Source organism: Cytobacillus firmus NBRC 15306 (assembly GCF_001591465.1).
Taxonomy (GTDB): Bacteria; Bacillota; Bacilli; order Bacillales; family Cytobacillaceae; genus Cytobacillus; species Cytobacillus firmus.
Genome location: NZ_BCUY01000039.1, coordinates 1 through 22,773 on the forward strand (window position 1 = coordinate 1; position 22,773 = coordinate 22,773).

The window sequence follows — 22,773 nt, forward strand, 5'->3', positions numbered from 1 at the left end:
ATTGGCTTGTGACCTCGAGGGGGTAGGCGCTCCTCCTAAAAGCTAACGCTTTTAGTCCTGCGATGATTATGCTGCCGAAGCGTTCCTTGTGCAGCTAGACAATTCTCGATGTTATGAGGCTGCTCCTCATTAAAAGATATTCAGCCATTCTTTCAGCAAAGCTGTTAAGAAAATATTCGCAAGTGCTACCGGCAGCAGAACCTTCCAGCCAAATTCCATAAGCTGGTCTGCACGGAGGCGCGGGAATGTAACACGAAACCAGACTAAAACAAAGATTACAGCCGTAAACTTAAGCGCAAACCAGACGGCACCCGGAATGAACTCCAGGAACGGCAGCGGCAGCCACCCGCCAAGGAATAGTACGGTTGTCAATGAAGCCATGGCAAAGAAGTATACATATTCCGCAAGCATGAAGAATGCCCAGCGAAAGCCGGAATATTCAACATGGAAACCGGCGACCAGCTCTGATTCCGCTTCAGGCAAGTCAAATGGAACACGGTTTAGCTCCGCTGTGGAAGCAATCAGGAATACGATGAAAGCAATAGGCTGCCAAATAATGAACCAGCCATTTTTTTGCGCTTCAACAATTTCATTCAGGTTTAGACTGCCTGTTAAAAGGATAATGCCTAATACAGACATTACGAGTGGAATTTCATATGAAATCATCTGTGCAGCGGCACGCATTCCGCCAAGCAATGCATATTTATTATTTGAAGCCCATGCTCCGGTGACAATACCGACTGTTGTCAGCCCGGAAATGGCGATGTAATACAGCAATCCAACTCCAATATCAGCAAACTGCAGTTTGTCTGTAAATGGAATTGTCGCCAGCACCATGAATGCCGGTGCAAATGCAATAACCGGTGCAAGAATAAACAGCGGCCTGTCTGCAAGCTTAGGAATGGTGTCTTCTTTTAAAAGAAGCTTTAATACGTCCGCAACAGTCTGCAGCAGCCCCCAGCGTCCGCCGACCTGATTCGGCCCGTGGCGCAGCTGCATAAATCCCATGACTTTACGCTCCGCCAGAATGGCGTAAGTAACAAATCCCAAAACGACTAGCAGTAAAACGGTGGCAAGCAAGAAGAAAATACCGAAATTCAGCAGACCTGCTTCGGAATGGAGAAGTTCTTCTACCATTAACCGTCCACCTCCCCAAGGACAATATCAATTGCCCCTAAAATAGCAATCAAGTTCGCAATGTTTTCGCCTTCAAGCAATTTCGGGAGAATCTGAAGATTATAGAATGATGGCCTCCGGAATTTCATCCGGTATGGCTCCTTCTTTCCATCACTCGCGATATAGCAGCCGATTTCTCCCCTTGGAGATTCGATTCTGACAAACGCTTCCCCTTTTGGCGCTTTGATGATTTTTGGCACTTTGGCCAGAATATCGCCTTCAGACGGGAATTGCTCCACCGCTTGTTCAAGGATTTTTAAAGATTCCTCAATTTCCTGCATACGCACATGATATCTGGCCCACGCATCCCCGCCGTCCTGAACCGCCACATCGAAATCAAAGCGATCATAGATGGAGTATGGCTCATCTTTGCGGAGATCCCATTTTACGCCTGTGCAGCGGAGATTTGCACCGCTTAGCGAGTAGTTTAGAGCATCCTCTTTCGTATACTTTCCTACCCCTTTGACACGGTTCATGAAAATTTCGTTTCCGGTTACCAGCTGATGGTAGCCTTTGAGCTGTTCACGCATATATGGAACAAACTCTCTTACTTTATCAATCCAGCCCTCAGGAGCATCCCATTTAACGCCGCCGACACGCATATAGTTAAACGTCAATCGGCCTCCGGAGATCTCATTCAGCATATTGATGATCATTTCACGCTCTCTGAATGCATACAGGAATGGGCTTGTTGCCCCAATATCAAGTAAATATGTACCCCACCATACCAGATGGCTGGCAATCCGGCCAAGCTCCATCGTGATGATCCTCAGATATTCTGCCCGTTCAGGAATTTTCAAATCCATCATTGTTTCCACCGCATGGACAAGGATATAATTATTCGTCATGGCGGCAAGATAGTCCATTCGGTCTGTATAAGGAATAATTTGAGTATACTGCAGGTTTTCAGCCAATTTCTCCGTTCCGCGGTGCAGGTAGCCGATGACCGGTTTCGCCTCTTTGATGATCTCCCCGTCAATTTTCAGAACAAGGCGAAAAACACCGTGGGTACTTGGATGCTGAGGTCCAACATTTAACAGCATTTCTTCTGTTCGCAGCATTGGTTACACCTCCACATCGTACGGTTCATAGTCTTTTCGCAGCGGATGCCCGATCCAGTCTTCCCCCAGCATAATCCGGTATAAGTTAGGGTGTCCTTTGAATTTGATTCCCAGCAAATCATATGTCTCACATTCCGGCCAATTGGCTCCGGCCCATAACGGCTGCAGTGAATCAATTACCGGCTCATCGCGGTCAATTTTAACCTTCAGTGCAACAGATTGACGTTTTTTGTATGAGTATAAGTGAGCATACACTTCCATGTGGGTCTCAAAATCGGTGCCATGAAGCTCGGATAAATAATCAAAGCCAAGCTGTTCATTATATTTCAGGAATTCTGCCAATTTAAAATATGATTCAGCTCTGGCAACCAAAGTCGGCACTTCCTTGGAGAGATTATTGATATAGTACTCTTCAAGAACATCAGATCCCAGATTTTCTTCAATTACCTTTACATATTTATCAAGGTATGGCTGATTAACGGATGGAGCTTTTTCTGCAGCTGGTTCAGTGTCAGCCTTGCTTCCGGCAGCTTTTGCCTTCGCGGCTGCTGCGGCTGCGGCCTTTGCTTTCGCTGCAGCGATTGCCTTTGCCTTTTCATCATCTGCTGCTCCGTCTGCTTTGCCTGCTGCTGCTAATTTTGCTTTTGCTGCTGCGGCAGCTTTTGCCTTTGCTGCTGCAATCGCTTTTGCCTTTTCATCGTCACCGCCTGCTTGTTTTGCTTGAGCTGCTGCTTTCGCCTTTGCAGCTGCGGCGGCTTTGGCTTTTGCTGCTGCAATCGCTTTTGCCTTTTCGTCATCCCCGCCTGCTTGTTTTGCTTGAGCTGCTGCTTTCGCCTTTGCGGCAGCTGCGGCTTTGGCTTTTGCTGCTGCGGCGGCTTTTTGCTTCGCCAGATCCACGTCTTCTGCAGGTGCCTCTTCCTTTGTTTCTCCCTGCTCTTTCGCTTTCATTTTAGCCAGGGCCGCTGCCTTTGCCTTCGCGGCTGCGGCGGCTTTTTGCTTCGCCAGATCCATGTCTTCTGCTGGAGCTTCTGCCTCAGCTTCTCCCTGCTCTTTTGCTTTCATCTTTGCCAAGGCAGCTGCCTTCGCCTTCGCGGCAGCTTCTTTTTTCAGCTGTTCAAGATCTTTTTCTCCGCTCATAGGTTAGATCACCTTCTTCCCAGTCTTAGCCTCATAACGGATTTTCTCTTTTAACTTATTAATTCCGTAAATCAATGCTGCCGGGTTCGGCGGGCATCCTGGTATGTATACATCAACAGGGACAATCTGGTCGACCCCTTTAACTACTGAGTAAGATTTCACATATGGCCCACCCGCAGTTGCACAGGATCCCATCGCGATCACCCATTTCGGTTCAGGCATCTGATCATAAAGACGGCGGACAATTGGCGCCATTTTCTTTGTTACTGTACCTGAAACAATCATGACATCAGACTGACGGGGAGATGTGCGGAAAAAAGAACCAAAACGGTCCAAATCGTAATGCGATGAACCTACACCCATCATTTCAATGGCACAGCAAGCAAGCCCGAAGGTCATTGGCCACAATGAATTGCTCCGCGCCCACGCTTTAATCTGTTCCAAAGTTGCCATAAACACATTGCGCTGCAGTTCTTCCATTTCTTCCGGTGTAATATTATCCAGCTTTAAATCCATTTCAGCACCTTCTTTTTCCATGCATAAACAAGTCCAATTATAAGCATAAATACAAAAATCAGCATCTCAATCAATGCAAAAATTCCAAGCTTCTCATATGCCACTGCCCACGGGTACAAAAATACTGTTTCCACATCAAAAATGACAAACATCAGGGCAAAAATATAATAGCGGACATTGAACTGCACCCTCGAATCATGGAATGGCTCAATCCCGCTCTCATATGTGGTATACTTCGTATCATATGGCTTATAGGGCCGCAAAAGCTTTCCCAAAAACAAAGCCACCACAGGCAGCAATACGCCCAGGCACAAAAACACGAAAACTATCAAATAGTTATTCTGGTATAAATTCCAAAGCTCCATGCCCATCCCCTCCAATGCTGAAAGTTTTCACAACATTTAAACATGTAACCGTAACCATTATACACCCTACTCTCCCATGTGTCGACACAACCTCAGACTATTATTGGAAATTCTCAATGGACGCATAATCGGATCTCCGGAAGAAAAATTACATAGCCACTTTTGACACAACTTCCTTAGATTATATGAGCTTGCCCCCTGTCAATATCCATTAAATTCTTTTTTATATTTATCTACCATTAAAAAACAAATTTTCTCCTTTGTCAGTGAGATATGTAACACAACCAGAGAATTTTTTCTTTCTCGCACACATAGGAAGAACTTTCTATTTAAACCAACTTAAGGATCTAATATATCAAATATGACTATATCTAAGGCTTTTCGTCCATCCAGTATGAACATTATGATGTTTTGCCATTTCTTCGTTATTTTCCTGAAATGTGCGTAATTTAATTATAACCTCTCTGTTCTTTTACTCAGAATTTTCTGTGCTAGCATAATAATTGTCAACCAAGTTTATAGGAGGTTTAACATGAAAAAGTATTTTTATTATCTGCTCGCGAGCTTAATCATCTGGAGCACAGCAGGTGTAAGCGCATATGCAGAAGAAGTAACTGTAAACAAAGGGGATACCCTATGGTCCATAGCACAAAAACATGAAGTGTCCGTTCAGGATATTAAAAACTGGAATGGCCTGTCCGGGAATCTGATTCACCCAAATGACAAGCTTGATGTTTCACCTGAAGAAATATACATAGTAGAGTCTGGTGACACTCTCTGGAATATTGCCAAAACATACAATATAAGTGTACATAACCTTAAGAAGTGGAATCAGCTGAAATCCGATTTTATAAAACCTGGATTAGAGCTAATCATTTATAAAAATGAATCAGTGAGAAAAGAAGCTTCTAATCCTAAGACCATCGTAAAAGCAGCAAACACCAATGAGCCTGCAGCAAAAGAAGGCAAAGTTCTGACTGTTACTGCAACTGCCTATACAGCGAGCTGTGAAGGATGTATCGGCATTACAAAAACAGGAGTCAATCTTATCGATAACCCGGATGAAAAAGTAATTGCAGTTGATCCGGACGTAATTCCTTTGGGTTCTAAAGTATTTGTAGAAGGATATGGCTATGCAACTGCCGAAGATATTGGCGGCGGAATTAACGGACATGAAATTGATGTGTTTATTCCTGGAGAACAGGATGCACTGCAGTGGGGAAGAAAAGATGTAAAGGTTACTATCCTAAATTAAACGAAGAGGTCTCTCACTGCAGGGACCTCTTTTTTCAATTGCTCTATTCATTTGTAGGCTGCTTTTTTGTAAAGTGTGTTTCAGATACCCGGCAAAAAGCTTTTAATAGATTTTGCATACATCTGATCCGGGTCGCTTCGTCAAATAAGAACACATTGAATATCTCCGCTTCAAGCATAAGGAATACTTTCATGGTGGCATCATCATTATGGCTTATATGATTATTTGTAAAATAGCTGATTAACTCTCTTTCATAATATTCTATCGTTCCAAATAATACAGTAGACAAGGATATCACCCCCTGGTTTTCTCACACCTTGTCTTTCTAAGCACATGTTGATACTATATGACTCTATTCAACGGCTTTCAACAAAATCTGACACTTTTAACAAAATAGTTAAATTAGTTAAAATAGCCATTCCTTTTTAATATAAATGAAATATAGCTGTTTCCTTTGAAATTAATTTTTGTGATAAAGTTATATTAAGAGCTTAGATTAGGAGAATTACTTATGACTAAAAACAACTGCCCAGCTATTCAAAAATTCGATGAGCTCGTTACTAAAAGCAATGAGCTAAAAAGGGAGCTGGATGTCACTCCTTTTGAAGATAAACAAAAGTTCATGAGCCTTCTAAAAAAACTCATGACCGTGCATAAGAATTTGGATCAGTTAACCCTATATGACCAGACAAAGTAAAAAATAAATGAAGGACAGGCATTTGCCTGTCCTTTCTTCTTGTATCAGCATCAACCACTCAACCACCAACATATCAACCATCAATAAAATTCACCTAAAAAAACAGGCTGCCCTCTTTTTGGCAGCCTGTTTCTATCATTAGCGTCTTCTGCGGTTTCTAAGGAACGCCGGTGTATCAAGTGACTCTTCCTGCGGGTCAGCCTGCACACGATAGTTATCCTGAACCGGTTCCCGATATTCTCGAGGCTCTCTAACCGGCCGGCGATTGCTTGTTTCTTCTGCATAATGATATGTATGATCATATTCTTTTTCTACAGATGGTCTTGTGCTCGGTTTAGCTCTTAACTCCTCTTGTTCATTGAAGCCGGTAGCGATAACCGTAACAAGAATTTCTTCCTTTAAGGAATCATTTATAACTGAACCAAAAATCATATTCACTTCTTCATCAGAAGCAGAAGCAACAATATCAGCAGCCTCCTGCACTTCATATAAGCTGATATTTGCTCCGCCCGTAATGTTCATAATGACGCCGCGGGCTCCGTTAATGGACGTTTCAAGCAGCGGGCTTGAAATGGCTTTACGGGCTGCTTCAGCCGCACGGTCCTCCCCAGTGGCAATTCCGATCCCCATCAGTGCTGTTCCTTTGTGGGACATAACTGTTTTGACATCGGCAAAATCGAGATTGATTAAACCGGGAACGGCAATCAGGTCAGAGATGCCCTGAACGCCCTGGCGAAGGACATTATCCGCTTCCATAAACGCTTCCAGCATAGGTGTTTTCTTATCAATAATCTCCAATAAGCGATCATTTGGAATAATAATTAGCGTATCAACAGCTTTTTTCATGGCTTCGATGCCTGCATCAGCATTGGCTGCACGCTTACGTCCTTCAAATTTGAAAGGGCGGGTTACCACACCGATAGTCAATGCACCCACTTCACGTGCAATGCGGGCAATAGCAGGAGCTGCACCCGTTCCGGTTCCCCCGCCCATTCCGGCAGTAACGAATACCATGTCGGCACCCTTCAGCACTTCACGAAGCTGGCTTTCACTTTCCTCAGCTGCTTTTCTGCCCACTTCAGGATTAGCCCCTGCACCCAGGCCTCTTGTTAAGGCTGCACCGATTTGCATGGTTACTTCTGCCTTTGATTGATTTAGAGCTTGTCCATCTGTATTGACAGCAATAAACTCTACTCCCTCAACTCCATGTTCAATCATCCGATTTACAGCGTTATTCCCCCCGCCGCCGACTCCGATGACTTTGATCGTAGCGTATTGGTCTATATTTGTATCAAACTCCAGCATTGCGGCTCCTCCTTTTATTCAAATAGACTTGCATGATAGCTTTAAAAAAGAGAGTAACCTTTAAAGGTTTACTCTCTTCTATTGTAAAGGCCTATATAAAAGAATTCGAGTGATTTATCTCTTTTTTGGGGCAATTTTCTTAAAATTTGGGTGGTAAATATTTCTGAAACAAAAGCGGAAGCGCCTTGTTCACCCCCGACTAGCACAAGACGAGCCGCCCGGAAAGGTGTTCTTTACCTTTCTGGGCGGATTGGCTTGTGACCTCGAGGGGGTAGGCGCTGGAGCTGGATGCAGACACTCTTCCACAGAGTAATTAACATTGCTTAATTTTATAATTTCCTATACAACAAAAACACCCCCCAGCTAGGCCAGGAGGTGTTGTGAATTGTTATTAAAACTTTCTTTCCGAAACTTCGATACGGTTGATCGCACGCTGAAGTGCAAGTTCTGCACGGCGGAAATCAATGTTTTCACGCTTCTGCTCATTCAGGCGCTGTTCAGCACGCTGCTTGGCACGAACGGCACGCTCTACATCAATTTCATCTGCCTGCTCAGCAGATTGCGCTAAAATCGTTACCTGTTCCGGACGAACTTCAAGGAATCCGCCGCTTACTGCGACGAAATCAGTTTTTCCGCCGTTTTTCAAACGAACGGCTCCAATTTGTAACGGTGCAACCATTGGAATGTGTCCAGGTAAAATTCCAAGCTCACCGCTTTGAGCTTTTGTGCTTACCATTTCCACATCTGATTCATACACCGGGCCATCGGGAGTAACAACACTGACTTTAATCGTCTTCATTTTTTACCCTCCTGGTCCAGAATTAGACCTCTACGCCCATTTTCTTTGCACTCTCGATTACCTCTTCGATTCGGCCGACAAGTCGGAATGCATCTTCTGGCAGGTGGTCGTACTTGCCTTCAAGAATATCTTTGAAGCCTTTAACTGTTTCTTTAACCGGTACGTATGAACCTGGCTGGCCAGTAAACTGCTCAGCAACGTGGAAGTTTTGAGATAAGAAGAACTGGATACGGCGCGCACGTGCTACGATTAGCTTATCTTCATCAGAAAGCTCATCCATACCAAGGATCGCAATGATATCCTGAAGTTCTCTGTAACGCTGTAATGTCTGCTGTACCTGGCGTGCAACTGAGTAGTGCTCTTCGCCAACGATTTCCGGTGACAATGCACGGGAAGTGGAAGCTAATGGATCCACCGCAGGGTAAATACCCATCTCAGAAAGTTTACGCTCAAGGTTAGTTGTTGCATCTAAGTGGGCGAAAGTTGTAGCCGGAGCCGGATCCGTATAGTCATCGGCTGGTACGTAAATCGCCTGGATGGAAGTAACAGAACCTACGTTAGTAGAAGTGATACGTTCCTGTAATTTACCCATTTCAGTAGCAAGTGTCGGCTGGTAACCAACGGCAGATGGCATACGGCCTAATAGGGCTGATACCTCTGAACCTGCCTGTGTGAATCGGAAGATGTTATCCATGAAGAAAAGAACGTCCTGTCCCTGATCATCACGGAAGAATTCTGCCATTGTCAAACCAGTCAGGGCAACACGCATACGCGCTCCCGGCGGCTCGTTCATCTGGCCGAATACCATCGCTGTTTTCTTGATAACGCCTGAATCCGTCATTTCATGATAAAGGTCATTACCTTCACGCGTACGCTCACCAACACCGGCGAATACGGAAATACCGCCGTGCTCCTGAGCGATGTTATTGATCAATTCCTGGATTAATACGGTTTTACCTACACCGGCGCCACCGAACAGACCGATCTTACCACCTTTAATGTATGGAGCAAGAAGGTCTACTACCTTAATTCCAGTTTCAAGAATTTCTACTTCAGTAGAAAGCTGCTCAAACTTAGGAGCCTCTCTGTGGATCGAATCACGACGGGCATCTGCAGCGATTGCAGGATCTAAGTCGATTGATTCACCAAGCACGTTGAATACACGTCCAAGTGTTACATCACCTACTGGTACAGAGATAGGAGCACCCGAGTCAACAACTTCACTGCCGCGCTGTAAGCCGTCAGTAGAAGACATTGCAATGGTGCGGACTGTATCATCACCTAAATGAAGGGCAACTTCAAGGGTTAAGTTGATGTCAACTTCAGATTCGTTACGCGCTGGGTTTGTAACAGTCAATGCATTATAGATCTCAGGAAGCTGGCCGCTTTCGAACTTTACGTCAACAACCGGACCCATAACTTGAAGAACGCGTCCTTTGTTCATCTTTTTCCCTCCTAATTAAGAATGCGGAAGCGCCTCGGCCATGTGGAACGCAGACTAAGAACGCCACGTCCTGTGGCAACGCCTGCATGACCAGCATCCTGCTGGCCTCAAGCATAAGACGAGCCCTGCAGGAAGGCGTTCTTTCCTTCCGGAAGGGATTGGCTTATGACTCGAGGGGCTAGGCGCTGTAGCTGGACTACTCTCATATTAGAGTAAGAATCCAAGTTTTATTCTAACGCGGCTGCTCCGCCGACGATTTCGGTAATTTCCTGCGTGATGGCTGCCTGACGTGCACGGTTGTAGCTTAGGCTTAACGAGTTAATAAGCTCTTTAGCGTTATCCGTCGCATTCTGCATCGCTGTCATCCGTGCAGCATGTTCACTTGCCTTACTGTCTAAAAGCGCTCCGTAGATTAAGCTTTCAGCGTATTGAGGCAGCAATACTTTTAAAATTTCTTCAGCGGAAGGTTCAAACTCATAAGATGTAAGCTTTTTCGAGCTGGAGATATCCGTAAGCGGAAGAAGCTTCTTCTCTGTTACATCCTGTTGAATCGCGCTGACATAATGGCTGTAATACATATATAATTCGTCAAATGTCTCATCAGCGAACATGCCAACTGTTTTGCTGGCAATATCCTTGATTTCAGCAAATGCAGGCTGGTCCGCAACAGCAACAATATCCAGAATGACGTTCATATTGCGCTTTCTGAAAAAGTCACGGCCCACACGTCCGATCGCAATGATTGCATACTCATCCGGTGATTTATGGCGCTTTTGAATTGTCTGGTAGACATTTCGCAAAACGTTACTGTTATAAGCTCCCGCAAGTCCGCGGTCTGAAGTGATTACGAGGTAACCAGTTTTCTTGACTGGGCGGCTGGTCAGCATTGGATGTGAGACATCTTTGCTTCCCAAAGCGATGCTTGCCGTAACTTCCTGGATTTTCTCCATATAAGGCACGAAAGATCTTGCATTCATTTCCGCCTTATTCATTTTCGCAGCCGATACCATCTGCATTGCTTTTGTAATTTGACTCGTTTTCTTCGTAGAAGTAATACGATTTTTTATATCGCGTAATGATGCCACAGGTTCTCACCACCCTTATTCAGATTAGGCCAGCTGCAGCGCCTAGCCCCTCGAGGTCATAAGCCAATCCCTTCCGGAAGTAAAGAACACCTTCCTGCAGGGCTCGTCTTATGCTTGTCGGGGCTGACCAAGGCGCTTCCGCTTTTTATTGTTTGTCAGAACCGAATTGAGCTGCTTAGATGGGGAGCAATTCCCCATCCAGGCAATCTCCATTATTCGGATACTGCGAAAGTTTTCTTAAAGTCGTTAATCGCAGATGCCATATCGTCATCAGAAGGAAGTTCTTTTGTAGTCACGATATGGTCTAACAAATCTTTGCGGTTATGGTCTAACCATGAAAGGAATTCAGATTCGAAACGACGAATATCCTGTACAGGAATGTCATCTAAGAAGCCGCGAGTCAGAGCGTAAAGGATTGCAACCTGCTTCTCAACTTTTAACGGCTTGTTAAGATCCTGCTTTAGAACCTCTACTGTACGGGCACCACGGTTAAGTTTAGCCTGTGTTGCTTTATCAAGGTCAGAACCGAACTGGGCAAATGATTCTAGTTCACGGTATGAAGCAAGGTCAAGACGCAGTGTACCTGCAACCTTTTTCATTGCTTTGATTTGTGCAGATCCACCTACACGTGATACAGAAAGACCTGCGTTGATCGCCGGACGTACACCGGAGAAGAATAGGTCAGACTGAAGGAAAATTTGTCCGTCAGTGATTGAGATAACGTTTGTCGGAATGTAAGCAGAAACATCGCCTGCTTGTGTTTCGATAAATGGAAGCGCAGTGATTGAACCTGCACCTTTCGCATCACTTAGCTTTGCAGCGCGCTCTAATAAGCGGCTGTGCAAGTAGAATACGTCCCCTGGATATGCTTCACGGCCTGGAGGACGGCGCAATAGCAATGAAAGTTCACGGTAAGCAGAAGCTTGCTTTGTTAAGTCATCATACACAACAAGAACGTGCTTGCCGTTGTACATGAACTCTTCACCCATTGTTACCCCAGCGTAAGGAGCCAGGTATAGCATTGGAGCAGGCTGTGATGCAGATGCTGTTACAACAATTGTGTAATCAAGCGCACCTTGCTTACGAAGTGTTTCTACTGCATTACGAACTGTAGATTCTTTTTGTCCGATTGCCACATAGATACATACCATATCCTGATCTTTTTGGTTCAGGATTGTATCGATTGCAACGGATGTTTTACCTGTTTGACGGTCACCGATGATTAACTCACGCTGTCCGCGGCCGATTGGCACAAGTGCGTCAATCGCCTTAATTCCTGTTTGAAGCGGCTCGTGTACGGATTTACGATCCATAACACCTGGTGCCGGGCTTTCAATCGGACGGGATTTTGTAGTGTTGATTGGTCCCATGCCATCTACTGGCTGTCCAAGAGGGTTTACTACGCGGCCGATCAGTTCTTCACCAACCGGTACCTCCATGATGCGGCCAGTACGGCGTACTTCATCGCCTTCACGGATTTCTGTAAATGGTCCTAAAATGATAATACCGACGTTATTTTCTTCAAGGTTTTGTGCCATACCCATAACGCCGTTTGAAAATTCAACAAGTTCTCCAGCCATGACATTGTCGAGGCCATGAGCACGAGCGATACCGTCACCAACAGAGATAACCGTACCTACATCACTCACTTGAATTTCCGACTGATAGTTTTCGATTTGCTTTTTTATCAGCGCACTGATTTCTTCAGCATTGATGCTCATGAGTTTCACCCCTATCTACGAATCTTAGCCTAACAATTGACGTTCAAGACGCTCTAGCTTTCCGCGCAAGCTGCCGTCGAAAATCCGGTTTCCGATTCGAAGCTTGATGCCGCCGAGCAAGTTAGTATCAACAATATTGTCAATACGAAGTGATTTTTTCCCAACCTTTGCTGCAAATGACACAGATAATGCTTCCTTCTCTGCTTCAGATAGCGGACGGACAGTGTACACTTTTGCATCCGCAATTCCTTTTTTGTCATTCGCCAGGCTTATAAAATGATCTGCCACATCAGAGATATGATCTTCGCGGTGGCGTTCAATTAATATCATTAACGTGTTTAGTACAAACGTGTTCACAGATGCAAATGCTTCTTTTAAAATCTCTTTTTTCTTCTCAATTGAAAGCTTTGGAGATTTCAAAACAGACTTTAAATCTGAGTTATGGTTTACTACTTCTTTCACTGCACGAAGCTCTTCTTCCATTTGGTCAAGAAGCTGGTGTTCATTCGCAAGCTGGAAAAGAGCCAACGCGTAGCGCTTTGCTACTGTGGAGCCCGTCATCGCTTTTCTCCTGCCTCTTGAATGTATTCATTGATCAGCTTTTCCTGATCAGCTGCACTTAGTTCCTTCTCGATAACCTTGGAAGCAATTAGGACAGACAATGAAGCGACCTGCTCGCGGATAGCGGCAACCGCCTGTTCTTTCTGCTGCTCGATTTCAAGCTTAGCAGATTCTTTAATGCGCTCAGACTCAGTGCGGGCAGCCGCAACGATTTCCTCACGCTGTACATCGCCTTGTTTCTTCGCATTTTCAATAAGGCCCTGTGCTTCTGTACGTGCTTCTTTTAAAAGATTTCTTTGCTCTTCTAAAAGCTTCTTTGCTTCTGTACGGCTTTCTTCAGCCGCTTGAATTTCACTGGCAATGTGCTCTTCACGCTGCTGCATAATGCCCATTAACGGACCCCACGCGAATTTTTTCAGCAATGCCAACAAGATAATGAACATGATCAGCTGGTACAAAATGTCCCCGCCGTTAAAACCGCCGCCTGCAGCGCCTAAAACTAGACTGTTTGTTAACACCCTCGATTCACTCCCTTCAAGAGTTGTTCCACTTATGAAACGGAGTCATATACATGATTCCGAATTAGTTTACGGTAAAAAAACATAAAGGAATGGCGAAGGTTCATGGAATGATCTTCGCCATTTTTGAACGATTGGTACAGTATTAATTAACCGCCGATAACCATGAACGCGATAACAACGCCAATGATCGGAACGGCCTCAACTAACGCAACCCCGATGAACATTGTAGTTTGAAGCATACCGCGAGCTTCTGGCTGGCGAGCCATACCTTCGACTGTTTTTGATACGATAAGACCGTTACCGATACCGGCACCTAGTGCTGCTAAACCGATTGCAATTGCTGCTGCTAAAAGACCCATTATTGAGTTCCTCCTTAAATTGTATGAAAATTTATTTGTTTAATAAGTTTTGTCCATAAAATGAACAGGTATATATTAATGGTCCTGGCTCACTTTGTGTGCCATATAAACCATTGTTAACATACAGAAAATGAATGCCTGGATTGATCCGACAAAGATTGAGAATCCCTGCCATACGAGTGTCGGTATAATTGCGGCAAGCATTCCGCCTACACCGGCATGTGCGAGACCTCCGACAAGCAATGTCAGCAGTATTTCACCTGCATAGATGTTACCGTAAAGACGAAGTCCCAATGTCAGAGTGTTTGCAAACTCTTCAATGATTTTCAATGGGAACAAGAAAGGCATTGGCCTGATAAAATCCCGGCCGTATTCTCCTACTCCTTTAAGCTTTACGCCATAATAATGCGAAAGCCCGACTACCATTGCCGCTAATGTTAAGGTGATAACAGGATCGGCTGTTGGCGATTTCCACCATAAAGTGTGATCATAAGTGATCGCGAACGGAAGTCCGAGCATGTTTGATACAAAAATATACATGATCAGGGTTAATCCAAGGATATGGAATCTTCCGCCTGTCTTCCAGTCCATCGTACTGTTAATGATATTCTTAACAAAATCCATAATCCATTCGAAGAAGTTTTGCATCCCCGTTGGTTTCATGGCCAATCGACGGGTTGAAAGCAAAGCAATAATGAAGACAATAGCACTTGCCACTGTAATCATCAGTACATTTGATAAGTTAAAATTCAATCCTAAAAATTCCTTTATAGGAGCTTCATGATGCAATAGTGTTCACCTCTCTTCCCGCTATTTACGTAAATGAAAAGATTGAAGAAAATAATCTATCATAATGACAATATAGGATGTCATTAATCCAAATACCACACTGATCAGATGCAGCTTATCAGGATATTCCAGGGCAATCATAACAGCAAATACTGCTGTAGCCATCCTGGATACCGTTCCAAGTGAACGCACCTTCTCGCCTCTCTCAACCGCCTCTCCAAATTGCAGCGCCTTTCGTGAAATCAGCCACAAATTGAACAGACTTAAGCATGTACCAAAGATCAAGCCAAGAAAAATAGATTGATATGGTGTAAAGCCCCAGCCGAGAACGTAAACAGACAACAAAAGGAATATGTATTTTCGCTGTCTCAGAAAAGTTGCTTTGATTTCCGGCATGATGTTCATTCTCCTGTGAAAAAATGTTGGATTAGACGAAGCATGGCGTAAATCCCGGCGCCAAGTCCAATGAACAAGCCGATTAAAAGGAATAAAGGCTCAGTTCCTGCCTTGCTGTCAAGCCATCTTCCGGCGAAAATGCCAATGAGCACCGAACCTGCTAACTGAGAAAGAATGGCGGACATTAAGGCCATCGCCTTAAATGGGTTGCGGTCTTTTTGACGCATAAAAACGCATCCTCCCTTAAAGAGAATGGTATGAGGGTTTTGAGGCCGTAAAAAATCAGTTAAACATCATGCAGAAGTGGGAAATATGTCTGCAAAAATATTTTGAAAACCCTATCATCTTTTACCCTTTGTAAGCATACAATAGGGCTTTGTCAATGTCAATGCGTTTGGAGTGAAAAAGTTCACAAACAAAAAGGTAAAAATATGGTATGTTCACATATTTATCACATTTAATTTTCGGATTTCTATTGAAAAAGGAGCGAGATTCTGCATCGCCCCTAGAAACGCTTTGTTTTTTACTTGCCTAGTAACCTCTTCTGATCTGCTGAAGGCTCCGGATCCCCCAGCTGGCCATCCGGCCTTACAAATAGATAGGTTTCAATCCAGTCTTCCCTGCCGGCCTTTTTGGCAAACACTTTCGCCAGATACAGCCCCGGCCCAGGCAGCTTATCAGCAGGGATTTCCTGCAGCAGCTGCCCCTTGCCGGCATTTCTTTTCCAATCCAGAAATCCCATGAACCGGAGACTTTCCGAATCAAACATCGCAATTCCGAATTCCTCCGCCCCGCCAGGCAGATACACTTCATAGCGATATGTGCCAGGCTTATCTCCTTTGCCGATTCCGAATCCCATCACTCTTGGATAATCCGGCTCTTCCAGCACATAAAGGTATGGAATATGAATACTCTCTGCACCTGCTTTCAATAGAAGGTATCCATCATGAATCTTTTTCTTTAAAAGGGTTGGATCAGCTGACATTTTAATTTCAGCCTTTTTCTTTTCGCCCGGGTTCAATTGAAACGTCATAGGCATTTCCCAATTGATGCCCTGCTGCTTATAGGGTACGGAAAAGGAATAAGACTGTGTTTTTTCACTTAGATTTTCAACCGTTATAAAACTGCTGTGGTCATGCAGCCTGTCTGCGATCTGGAATTTGCCGAATTGCATGGAAGCCGGAATTACAAGCGTTTCTGATTTCAGCGCCTGAGCAAGCTGGATTCTGCCTGCCCCCTGCTCATAAGTTCTATATGTTTGTCCTTCCGCGTTCCTAATAAGCTTAGCGGTATTCATGAGTGCCGCCTTAATCTGTTCCGGTCCCCATTCGGGATGAGCCTGTTTTAAGATGGCACAGGCACCCGCTACATGCGGAGCGGCCATGCTTGTTCCCTGAAGCGGCAGGTATCCGCCGGGAATGGTGCTATTTATAGCGACTCCCGGTGCCACAACATCCGGTTTAATTTCCCATGTGGATGTAACGGGCCCGCGGGAGCTGAAGTCAGCCAGTATGTCCCTTTCTTCTATTATATTAGTCCGGGCAAGGAGCCGTCCTTCCTTCATAAGCTTCTTGAGCTCCTCTCCTTCTTCCTTTGAAAGCGCCGCTGCCGGAATAGGAACCTCGCTGTCCAGATTGCCGAAGAACCTGCCTTTTGTATTATTAAAGATAATAATTCCCTCTGCTCCTGCTTCCATGGCATGGAATGCCTTATCAGTAAACGTTAGTTCCCCTCTTTCCACCAGAACCATTTTTCCTTCCGCATTCTTCAATTCATCCGGGTGCCCGAGTCCTCCATAGATCATTTCATACGAGCGGTCAAATTCCCATTCCTTTGAACCCTGCAGCAAATCAAGGCGGATTTCACGTCCGTTTATGCTCAAAAATGGCACCTTTATCGTTGGTGTAGAGGCTCCGACAGAAATAGCCTTCGACGCTGTTCCCGGAGATCCGACGGTCCAAATATTCGGTCCCGAGTTGCCTGATGAAGTGACTGCCGTTATTCCTTTCTCAACCGCTTTATTCAGGGCCATGCTTATCGGAAGGTCAGGCCCGTTTACGTTATTTCCCAATGAAAGGTTTAATACATCCACCTTATCCTTTATGGCCTGTTCGATGGCTGCTATCACCTGTTCTGTTGTTCCGCTTCCGCCTGGTCCGAGAGCCCTGTAGGCGATGATGGTTGCTTCCGGTGCAACCCCCTGGATCCTGCCATTTGCTGCAATGATACCCGCGACGTGAGTGCCATGCAGTGTGCCTTGTCCCCCGGCAGCCTTCGTTTCCATCGGATCTCTATCATTATCCACCAGATCATGCCCGCCGCCATAGCTTCTTCGCAAGTCGGGATGATTATAATCGATGCCGGTGTCGATCACACCTACTTTTACACCCTTTCCTGTGAGGCGCTGATTATTTTCATCATAATAGCCTCTGGCATTCAGGCCGCCAATCATCTTGATATTGTCATTGGAATGAACATGATAGGTATTAACCGGTGACACAGCAGAGACTGACTCTATTCTTTGCAGGCTTTGCAATGCAGATGGCTTTCCTTTAACAGAAAAGCCATTTAATGCATGATTGAATGTATGCCTGATTTGCAGATCAGGGTTTTGTTCTATCATTTGTTTTATTTCCTGTTCATTTTTTGGATCCTTCAGTACTACAATGGCCACTTTTTCTATATCAGGTGACTCTTCCGGTATAGGCGGGTGTGAAAGTGTCCGTGCAGAAACGGGAGTTTGACTCCAAAACAAGGATAAGACTGTTATGGACAGTAAGAATTTTTTCATTAGAAAACCCACCCTCTTTTTGTTTTAGGGTGGGCTGAATAGATGCCTTGTATGCGTAAATCTATATAATATTACGGCTAGTTCAAGGATTCATAAACAATATTGGCTACTTCTTTGGAAAGAGCGCCTGTGCTCCGGTATGATCCGCTTGGTAAAGGGCCATTGTTTTGTTTATTTGTCAGCAGGATAATCTGAAGGTTTTCCTCTGGATCGATAATAACCTGTGTTCCAGTAAAACCAGTATGGCCAAAAGCTTTGTCAGAATAGTGATCTCCCATATACCAGCTTTTATCCAGCTCCCAGCCATATCCCTGGCCAAAGCGCTGAGGAGAGGTAAAGGTATCAATCACTTCTTGATCATACATTTTTGTTTTCCCATATGTTCCGCCATTTAACATGGTCTGGCCCAATACAGCAAGGTCCCTTGCTGTCGAAAATAAACCGGCATGGCCTGCAACCCCTTTATTTCCATAAAAGCTATTCCCATCATTAACTTCTCCGACTAAGGTGTAATTTCTCCAGTATTTGAACATGTCCGGGCTTTCTTCAACATAGTACCCGAAATTAGGGTCATCAATCATTTTATACTCATAAGGATTTCCCCATGAGGTAGCTGCAATCTTTTTCTTGAAATAGTCCGGTGGAGTAAACTTCGTATCATGCATTTTTAAGGGCTTATAAATATTTTCTTCTAAGTACTTATCCAATTTTTGTCCACTGATCTCTTCAATCAAAAAACCCAGCATCATAAAGCTAAAATCGCTATATCTTCTGTCTGTGCCAGTCGGGTATTCAAGGGGCAGCTTGTTTATATAATTCAGTACCTCTTCCGAATTATCCGCATAAAGGTATGTCGGCTTCCAGGGAGTTAAACCAGAGGTGTGTGTCAGCAGGTCAGCGACTGTAATATCCTGTTTCCCATGCTGGGCAAACTCTGGAATAAAATCAGATACCCTGTCATTTACTGAGAGTTTCCCATCATTGACAAGTTTCATAATGCCCTGGGTTGCTCCCATTACCTTCGTAACGGAAGCAAGGTCGAACATTGTTTTCTTTTTCATTTTTCTGGGGTTCTCGAGTAATTCCCCCATATCATACTTTTGTGCATATCCGTACGCTTCCTCTTTGACAATCTTTCCATCCTTGGCTACAAGAACTACTGCACCAGGCGTAACACCATCCGCAATAGCCTCCGTAATGGCTTTATCAATACCCTTCAATTTCTGCGGATTAAAGCCTGCCTTTTTAGGATGGGCTTGACTTAATTTCTCCCCGGACCGTTCTTTCGCATTCACCATATTTCCAGAAAAAGCTGCAGAACTTAAAACTAATGTGAATACGATTAACAATAACCTTAACCTTTTCAAACCTTCATCTCCTTTTCAAAAACTGACCAATATACAATATTCCGTATAATTAATACTATCTATCTTTCAATTGATTATCAATATAGTTTTTTGTATTTTCAGAAAATAGTACTTTTAGATTATTAAAAAGCCATCAAATAAATGATGGCTTTCTCCCTTTATGTATTAAAACAGCTGATTCGGTTCCAGTTTTCCTTTTTGAATTAAATGGTCCCGCTTTTTATCTCTCCACATATCCGCTATAGTCGCAGCTATCAGTAATACTGTAAGCAGGATTCCTTTTCCTTCTGCCAGTTTAAATACCAGGGCGATAAGACCTTCGGACATGAAGGTTCCCATTAATGAACCCAGCAGCATGATGATCCAGACAATCAATGCCCCTTCTAAAACGGCTAATGCTCTCATTTATTCGACCTCCCGGGTATATAAAATCATTATGCCAATACCCCGCAGACAGCAGTCTAAACGTAAGTCTTGCAATTCGGGCACTCCTTTACTTTCCAAATATCTTCTGCCAGATGCTTTTGCTTTTTTCAGCCTCTAATGCACCGGCTACTTCTTCTACGGACTTTTGTGTTGCCATCAGTTTTTCATAGAGGGAAGTGACTTTTTCGCTCTCTTTTTCATAGCCTTGTGCATGGGCATTTCTTAAATCTTCAATTGTGAGTTTGAGCTCGTGCACCTCATGAATCAGCTGTTTGTTTTGTTCTCTGATTTTATTCTGGGTAAGACGGGATTGCTCGTTTTGCTGCACGAGGAAACTGACAAGCTTTTTCATATCTGTCAGTTCGGAATTCACATTCACAAGTGAGGTGGAGCTGCCTTCTTCCTCATCCTCCACTGTTATGATGACCGGAATTCCTGCATCCTCAAGCTTTGCTGTGACTTCCTCTTTTTTCAGCCCATCTGAATATAATTTCCGGATAAATTTAAGCTTTTCAATTTCGGAAGCCTGGATTTTATAACGATTATGTTCCTTCCGATAATTTATGTATTCTGCATGCTCCTGCAAATAACGCTTTAAGCTATTCTCAGGTATGTCCGGAAGTGCCTCTTTAAGCTCCTTCATTGTCAAATACTGATTTGCCAACGTCCTTCAGCACCTTTCTTGGTATCTTGCCGATCACCCAGCTCTCGCCGGGCATTACCCATGACTAACCACCTAACCGCCAACAAAACCACCATGGTCATTTTCTACGGTTAATGATGTCATTTCTGCCGCTATTTCTTTAACCATGAGTATGTCATTTGATCACTCTAAACTCTTTGGAAACGTGGATATATCAACATTTTGCAAACAACCATCCAACCATCAACCTGTTAACCGCTTACTATTTCTGTTCGTACCTGCTTTCTGTTTCTTCTATACTCTATCATAACTTTTCCAGCTTTACGGGGAAAGAGACTTTTAACATAAAAATAAAATAGATTTCTCTGTTCAACTTCAACCACTCAACCACCAACATATCAACCATGTTGTTTTTCAAGTAATGATGCCCGCTTCTCCCCTCCCCTTTTGAAAATAGAACAGAAAAATGCACCTCAACTTAAGAGAGGTGCATTTCTATTAGTTTTGCGGTTTATATTCTTCCGGACGATCATTCGTCTGTTTAAAATGGTAGCGGATAGCATCACAAATTCTCCTGGAAGCATTTCCGTCTCCATATGGGTTTACAGCTTTAGCCATTCTTTCATAAGCTGCCCCATCAGTCAGAAGCTCTGTTGCCAGTTCGTAAATTGGCTGTTCCTCAATGCCGGCAAGCTTAAGGGTTCCTGCTTCAATTCCTTCAGGCCTTTCCGTTGTATCACGCAGAACAAGGACAGGCACACCAAGTGATGGCGCTTCTTCCTGAACTCCGCCTGAATCGGTCAGAATCAGATGAGCTCTTGAAGCAAAGTTATGGAAATCTATGACGTCAAGCGGCTCAATCAGGTGAATGCGGCTATCGCTGCCAAGGATTTCAGATGCAATCTCCCGTACAGCAGGGTTCATATGAACGGGATATACGACTTGCATATCTTTCTGTTCTTCCACCAGTCTTTTAATAGCCTTGAACATGTTGCGCATCGGCTCGCCCAGGTTTTCACGGCGGTGTGCAGTCAGAAGCACAAGGCGGTCATCGCCGATTTTCTCAAGGACTTCATGGTGGTATGTGTCTTTAACAGTTGTTTTAAGTGCATCAATTGCCGTGTTTCCGGTGATGAAAATACTGTCGTTCTTTTTATTCTCATTTAAGAGGTTTTCAGCTGACTTCGATGTTGGCGAGAAATGCAGATCAGCCATGACACCTGTAAGCTGGCGGTTCATTTCCTCAGGGAATGGAGAGTATTTATTCCATGTGCGCAGTCCCGCTTCCACATGACCGACGACAATCTGGTTATAGAATGCGGCTAGGCTTGCGATAAATGTTGTAGTGGTATCACCGTGAACAAGCACGATATCCGGCTTTACTTCCTTCATGATCTTATCAAGGCCCTCAAGTCCGCGTGTAGTTACATCCACCAGTGTCTGGCGGTCTTTCATGATATTCAGGTCATAATCGGGTGTGACCTTAAAAATATTTAATACCTGATCAAGCATTTCGCGATGCTGTGCCGTCACAGTCACAATCGATTCAAAATGCTCAGGGTGTTTTTGAAGTTCAAGAACAAGAGGGGCCATTTTAATGGCTTCCGGCCTTGTCCCGAAAATTGTCATTACTTTAATCGGACGATCCATTTCGAGCACCTTCCTTTTTTAAAAGATATTTTCAATCTTTTTGTCTGTTCGCTGCTGATGATTTTATTTCGTTCCGAATAAACGGTCGCCTGCATCGCCCAAACCAGGGACGATATAGCCTTTTTCGTTCAGTTTTTCGTCTAATGCTGCAATGTAGATATCAACGTCAGGGTGAGCTTCTTTCACAGCTTCTACGCCTTCAGGAGCTGCAATCAGGCACATGAATTTAATGTTTTTGCCTCCGCGCTTTTTAAGAGAATGGATGGCTTCAACCGCAGAGCCGCCCGTTGCAAGCATAGGGTCAACTACGATGAAATCTCTTTCTTCAACATCACTCGGAAGCTTCACATAGTATTCAACTGGCTGCAGGGTTTCCGGGTCCCGGTACAAACCGATATGACCCACTTTTGCAGCTGGAATCAGCTTAAGGATGCCGTCAACCATTCCAATTCCCGCGCGCAGAATTGGGATAATCCCTATCTTCTTACCTGCAAGTACATTGGACTTCATCGTGCTGACTGGTGTATCAATTGTGATTTCTTCTAAAGGCATGTCCCGCGTAATCTCGAATGCCATCAGTGTTGCCACTTCATCGACAAGCTCGCGGAATTCCTTTGTTCCCGTACTCTTTTCACGAATGTATGTAAGCTTATGCTGAATTAATGGATGATCAAAAACGTAAACCTTTGCCATGAGTATCTCTCCTTTT

At 44.2% G+C, this 22,773-nt stretch carries 25 protein-coding genes; 2 read left to right on the forward strand and 23 right to left on the reverse strand.

What is annotated here, in order from left to right; genetic code table 11:
• Nucleotides 1-129 precede the first annotated feature (129 nt).
• The 5 genes from nuoH to BFI01S_RS12230 are packed head-to-tail and all read right to left on the reverse strand — an operon-like array spanning nt 130 to nt 4,255.
• Nucleotides 130-1,137: an NADH-quinone oxidoreductase subunit NuoH gene (nuoH, locus tag BFI01S_RS12210; RefSeq protein WP_048007952.1), complete on the reverse strand. Its 1,008-nt coding sequence runs from the start codon at nt 1,135-1,137 to the stop codon at nt 130-132.
• Nucleotides 1,137-2,237, reverse strand: coding sequence for an NADH-quinone oxidoreductase subunit D (locus tag BFI01S_RS12215; RefSeq protein ID WP_048007951.1), 1,101 nt, complete (start codon nt 2,235-2,237; stop codon nt 1,137-1,139). Before BFI01S_RS12215 ends, nuoH begins: the two co-directional genes overlap by 1 nt.
• Nucleotides 2,238-2,240: 3 nt before the next feature.
• A complete protein-coding gene (locus BFI01S_RS12220) occupies nt 2,241-3,374 on the reverse strand; it encodes an NADH-quinone oxidoreductase subunit C (protein ID WP_061792876.1) in 1,134 nt (377 codons plus the stop codon).
• A 3-nt stretch (nt 3,375-3,377) separates the two neighbouring features.
• Nucleotides 3,378-3,890 (reverse strand): NuoB/complex I 20 kDa subunit family protein, encoded by a 513-nt coding sequence (locus tag BFI01S_RS12225; RefSeq protein WP_035327895.1) that lies wholly within the window; start codon nt 3,888-3,890, stop codon nt 3,378-3,380.
• Nucleotides 3,881-4,255, reverse strand: a complete 375-nt coding sequence (locus BFI01S_RS12230) for an NADH-quinone oxidoreductase subunit A (RefSeq protein ID WP_035327896.1) — start codon at nt 4,253-4,255, stop codon at nt 3,881-3,883. Before BFI01S_RS12230 ends, BFI01S_RS12225 begins: the two co-directional genes overlap by 10 nt.
• 532 nt (nt 4,256-4,787) lie before the next feature.
• Here BFI01S_RS12230 and BFI01S_RS12235 point away from each other — a divergent pair.
• Nucleotides 4,788-5,510, forward strand: a complete 723-nt coding sequence (locus BFI01S_RS12235) for a LysM peptidoglycan-binding and 3D domain-containing protein (RefSeq protein WP_061792877.1) — start codon at nt 4,788-4,790, stop codon at nt 5,508-5,510.
• 43 nt (nt 5,511-5,553) lie between these two features.
• On the opposite strand, the gene BFI01S_RS12240 is transcribed toward BFI01S_RS12235, so the two are convergent.
• Nucleotides 5,554-5,799: a hypothetical protein gene (locus tag BFI01S_RS12240; protein WP_061792878.1), complete on the reverse strand. Its 246-nt coding sequence runs from the start codon at nt 5,797-5,799 to the stop codon at nt 5,554-5,556.
• Nucleotides 5,800-6,021: 222 nt separating this feature from the next.
• Between BFI01S_RS12240 and BFI01S_RS12245 the strand changes: the two genes are divergently transcribed.
• Nucleotides 6,022-6,207: a hypothetical protein gene (locus tag BFI01S_RS12245; RefSeq protein ID WP_061792879.1), complete on the forward strand. Its 186-nt coding sequence runs from the start codon at nt 6,022-6,024 to the stop codon at nt 6,205-6,207.
• A gap of 138 nt (nt 6,208-6,345) precedes the next feature.
• Here BFI01S_RS12245 and ftsZ read toward each other — a convergent pair whose 3' ends face one another.
• From ftsZ to upp, 17 genes are all read right to left on the reverse strand, one after another.
• A complete protein-coding gene (gene ftsZ / locus BFI01S_RS12250) occupies nt 6,346-7,512 on the reverse strand; it encodes a cell division protein FtsZ (protein ID WP_061792880.1) in 1,167 nt (388 codons plus the stop codon).
• Nucleotides 7,513-7,903: 391 nt separating this feature from the next.
• Nucleotides 7,904-8,311, reverse strand: coding sequence for a F0F1 ATP synthase subunit epsilon (locus BFI01S_RS12255; protein WP_035327916.1), 408 nt, complete (start codon nt 8,309-8,311; stop codon nt 7,904-7,906).
• Between the two features lie 22 nt (nt 8,312-8,333).
• On the reverse strand, nt 8,334-9,755 hold the full coding sequence (gene atpD, locus BFI01S_RS12260; protein ID WP_048007945.1) for a F0F1 ATP synthase subunit beta: 1,422 nt from the start codon (nt 9,753-9,755) through the stop codon (nt 8,334-8,336).
• A 227-nt stretch (nt 9,756-9,982) separates the two neighbouring features.
• Nucleotides 9,983-10,840: a F0F1 ATP synthase subunit gamma gene (locus BFI01S_RS12265; protein ID WP_035327924.1), complete on the reverse strand. Its 858-nt coding sequence runs from the start codon at nt 10,838-10,840 to the stop codon at nt 9,983-9,985.
• 212 nt (nt 10,841-11,052) lie between these two features.
• Nucleotides 11,053-12,561, reverse strand: a complete 1,509-nt coding sequence (gene atpA / locus BFI01S_RS12270; protein ID WP_035327926.1) for a F0F1 ATP synthase subunit alpha — start codon at nt 12,559-12,561, stop codon at nt 11,053-11,055.
• A gap of 24 nt (nt 12,562-12,585) precedes the next feature.
• A complete protein-coding gene (locus BFI01S_RS12275; RefSeq protein WP_035327929.1) occupies nt 12,586-13,122 on the reverse strand; it encodes a F0F1 ATP synthase subunit delta in 537 nt (178 codons plus the stop codon).
• On the reverse strand, nt 13,119-13,640 hold the full coding sequence (locus BFI01S_RS12280; protein ID WP_061792881.1) for a F0F1 ATP synthase subunit B: 522 nt from the start codon (nt 13,638-13,640) through the stop codon (nt 13,119-13,121). The genes BFI01S_RS12275 and BFI01S_RS12280 overlap by 4 nt, the downstream gene beginning before the upstream one ends.
• A gap of 149 nt (nt 13,641-13,789) precedes the next feature.
• Nucleotides 13,790-14,002: a F0F1 ATP synthase subunit C gene (gene atpE / locus BFI01S_RS12285; RefSeq protein WP_009332220.1), complete on the reverse strand. Its 213-nt coding sequence runs from the start codon at nt 14,000-14,002 to the stop codon at nt 13,790-13,792.
• 75 nt (nt 14,003-14,077) lie between these two features.
• Entirely contained in the window at nt 14,078-14,791 is a 714-nt protein-coding gene (gene atpB, locus BFI01S_RS12290) for a F0F1 ATP synthase subunit A (RefSeq protein WP_061792882.1), read from the reverse strand.
• Nucleotides 14,792-14,812: 21 nt separating this feature from the next.
• Entirely contained in the window at nt 14,813-15,187 is a 375-nt protein-coding gene (locus BFI01S_RS12295; RefSeq protein WP_061792883.1) for an ATP synthase subunit I, read from the reverse strand.
• A 5-nt stretch (nt 15,188-15,192) separates the two neighbouring features.
• Entirely contained in the window at nt 15,193-15,414 is a 222-nt protein-coding gene (locus BFI01S_RS12300) for an AtpZ/AtpI family protein (protein ID WP_061792884.1), read from the reverse strand.
• A 296-nt stretch (nt 15,415-15,710) separates the two neighbouring features.
• Nucleotides 15,711-17,978: a S8 family serine peptidase gene (locus BFI01S_RS12305; protein ID WP_061792885.1), complete on the reverse strand. Its 2,268-nt coding sequence runs from the start codon at nt 17,976-17,978 to the stop codon at nt 15,711-15,713.
• Nucleotides 17,979-18,055: 77 nt separating this feature from the next.
• Nucleotides 18,056-19,345, reverse strand: a complete 1,290-nt coding sequence (locus tag BFI01S_RS12310; RefSeq protein WP_235831173.1) for a serine hydrolase — start codon at nt 19,343-19,345, stop codon at nt 18,056-18,058.
• Nucleotides 19,346-19,510: 165 nt separating this feature from the next.
• Nucleotides 19,511-19,750: a hypothetical protein gene (locus tag BFI01S_RS12315; protein ID WP_061792886.1), complete on the reverse strand. Its 240-nt coding sequence runs from the start codon at nt 19,748-19,750 to the stop codon at nt 19,511-19,513.
• Between the two features lie 88 nt (nt 19,751-19,838).
• Complete coding sequence (locus BFI01S_RS12320; RefSeq protein WP_061792887.1) at nt 19,839-20,435, reverse strand: hypothetical protein; 597 nt, start codon at nt 20,433-20,435, stop codon at nt 19,839-19,841.
• A gap of 477 nt (nt 20,436-20,912) precedes the next feature.
• A complete protein-coding gene (wecB, locus tag BFI01S_RS12325; RefSeq protein WP_061792888.1) occupies nt 20,913-22,064 on the reverse strand; it encodes a non-hydrolyzing UDP-N-acetylglucosamine 2-epimerase in 1,152 nt (383 codons plus the stop codon).
• 63 nt (nt 22,065-22,127) lie between these two features.
• Nucleotides 22,128-22,757: a uracil phosphoribosyltransferase gene (upp, locus tag BFI01S_RS12330; RefSeq protein WP_035327952.1), complete on the reverse strand. Its 630-nt coding sequence runs from the start codon at nt 22,755-22,757 to the stop codon at nt 22,128-22,130.
• Nucleotides 22,758-22,773 lie beyond the last annotated feature (16 nt).

Coding starts and splice junctions, on each gene's coding strand:
- BFI01S_RS12300 (WP_061792884.1), bottom strand. CDS start 15,414: ATGCGTCAAAAAGACCGCAACCCATTTAAGGCGATGGCCTTAATGTCC.
- BFI01S_RS12275 (WP_035327929.1), bottom strand. CDS start 13,122: ATGACGGGCTCCACAGTAGCAAAGCGCTACGCGTTGGCTCTTTTCCAG.
- BFI01S_RS12305 (WP_061792885.1), bottom strand. CDS start 17,978: ATGAAAAAATTCTTACTGTCCATAACAGTCTTATCCTTGTTTTGGAGT.
- BFI01S_RS12220 (WP_061792876.1), bottom strand. CDS start 3,374: ATGAGCGGAGAAAAAGATCTTGAACAGCTGAAAAAAGAAGCTGCCGCG.
- atpD (WP_048007945.1), bottom strand. CDS start 9,755: ATGAACAAAGGACGCGTTCTTCAAGTTATGGGTCCGGTTGTTGACGTA.
- upp (WP_035327952.1), bottom strand. CDS start 22,757: ATGGCAAAGGTTTACGTTTTTGATCATCCATTAATTCAGCATAAGCTT.
- wecB (WP_061792888.1), bottom strand. CDS start 22,064: ATGGATCGTCCGATTAAAGTAATGACAATTTTCGGGACAAGGCCGGAA.
- ftsZ (WP_061792880.1), bottom strand. CDS start 7,512: ATGCTGGAGTTTGATACAAATATAGACCAATACGCTACGATCAAAGTC.
- BFI01S_RS12315 (WP_061792886.1), bottom strand. CDS start 19,750: ATGAGAGCATTAGCCGTTTTAGAAGGGGCATTGATTGTCTGGATCATC.
- BFI01S_RS12245 (WP_061792879.1), top strand. CDS start 6,022: ATGACTAAAAACAACTGCCCAGCTATTCAAAAATTCGATGAGCTCGTT.
- BFI01S_RS12235 (WP_061792877.1), top strand. CDS start 4,788: ATGAAAAAGTATTTTTATTATCTGCTCGCGAGCTTAATCATCTGGAGC.
- BFI01S_RS12230 (WP_035327896.1), bottom strand. CDS start 4,255: ATGGAGCTTTGGAATTTATACCAGAATAACTATTTGATAGTTTTCGTG.
- BFI01S_RS12225 (WP_035327895.1), bottom strand. CDS start 3,890: ATGGATTTAAAGCTGGATAATATTACACCGGAAGAAATGGAAGAACTG.
- atpE (WP_009332220.1), bottom strand. CDS start 14,002: ATGGGTCTTTTAGCAGCAGCAATTGCAATCGGTTTAGCAGCACTAGGT.
- BFI01S_RS12215 (WP_048007951.1), bottom strand. CDS start 2,237: ATGCTGCGAACAGAAGAAATGCTGTTAAATGTTGGACCTCAGCATCCA.
- nuoH (WP_048007952.1), bottom strand. CDS start 1,137: ATGGTAGAAGAACTTCTCCATTCCGAAGCAGGTCTGCTGAATTTCGGT.
- atpA (WP_035327926.1), bottom strand. CDS start 12,561: ATGAGCATCAATGCTGAAGAAATCAGTGCGCTGATAAAAAAGCAAATC.
- BFI01S_RS12255 (WP_035327916.1), bottom strand. CDS start 8,311: ATGAAGACGATTAAAGTCAGTGTTGTTACTCCCGATGGCCCGGTGTAT.
- BFI01S_RS12295 (WP_061792883.1), bottom strand. CDS start 15,187: ATGCCGGAAATCAAAGCAACTTTTCTGAGACAGCGAAAATACATATTC.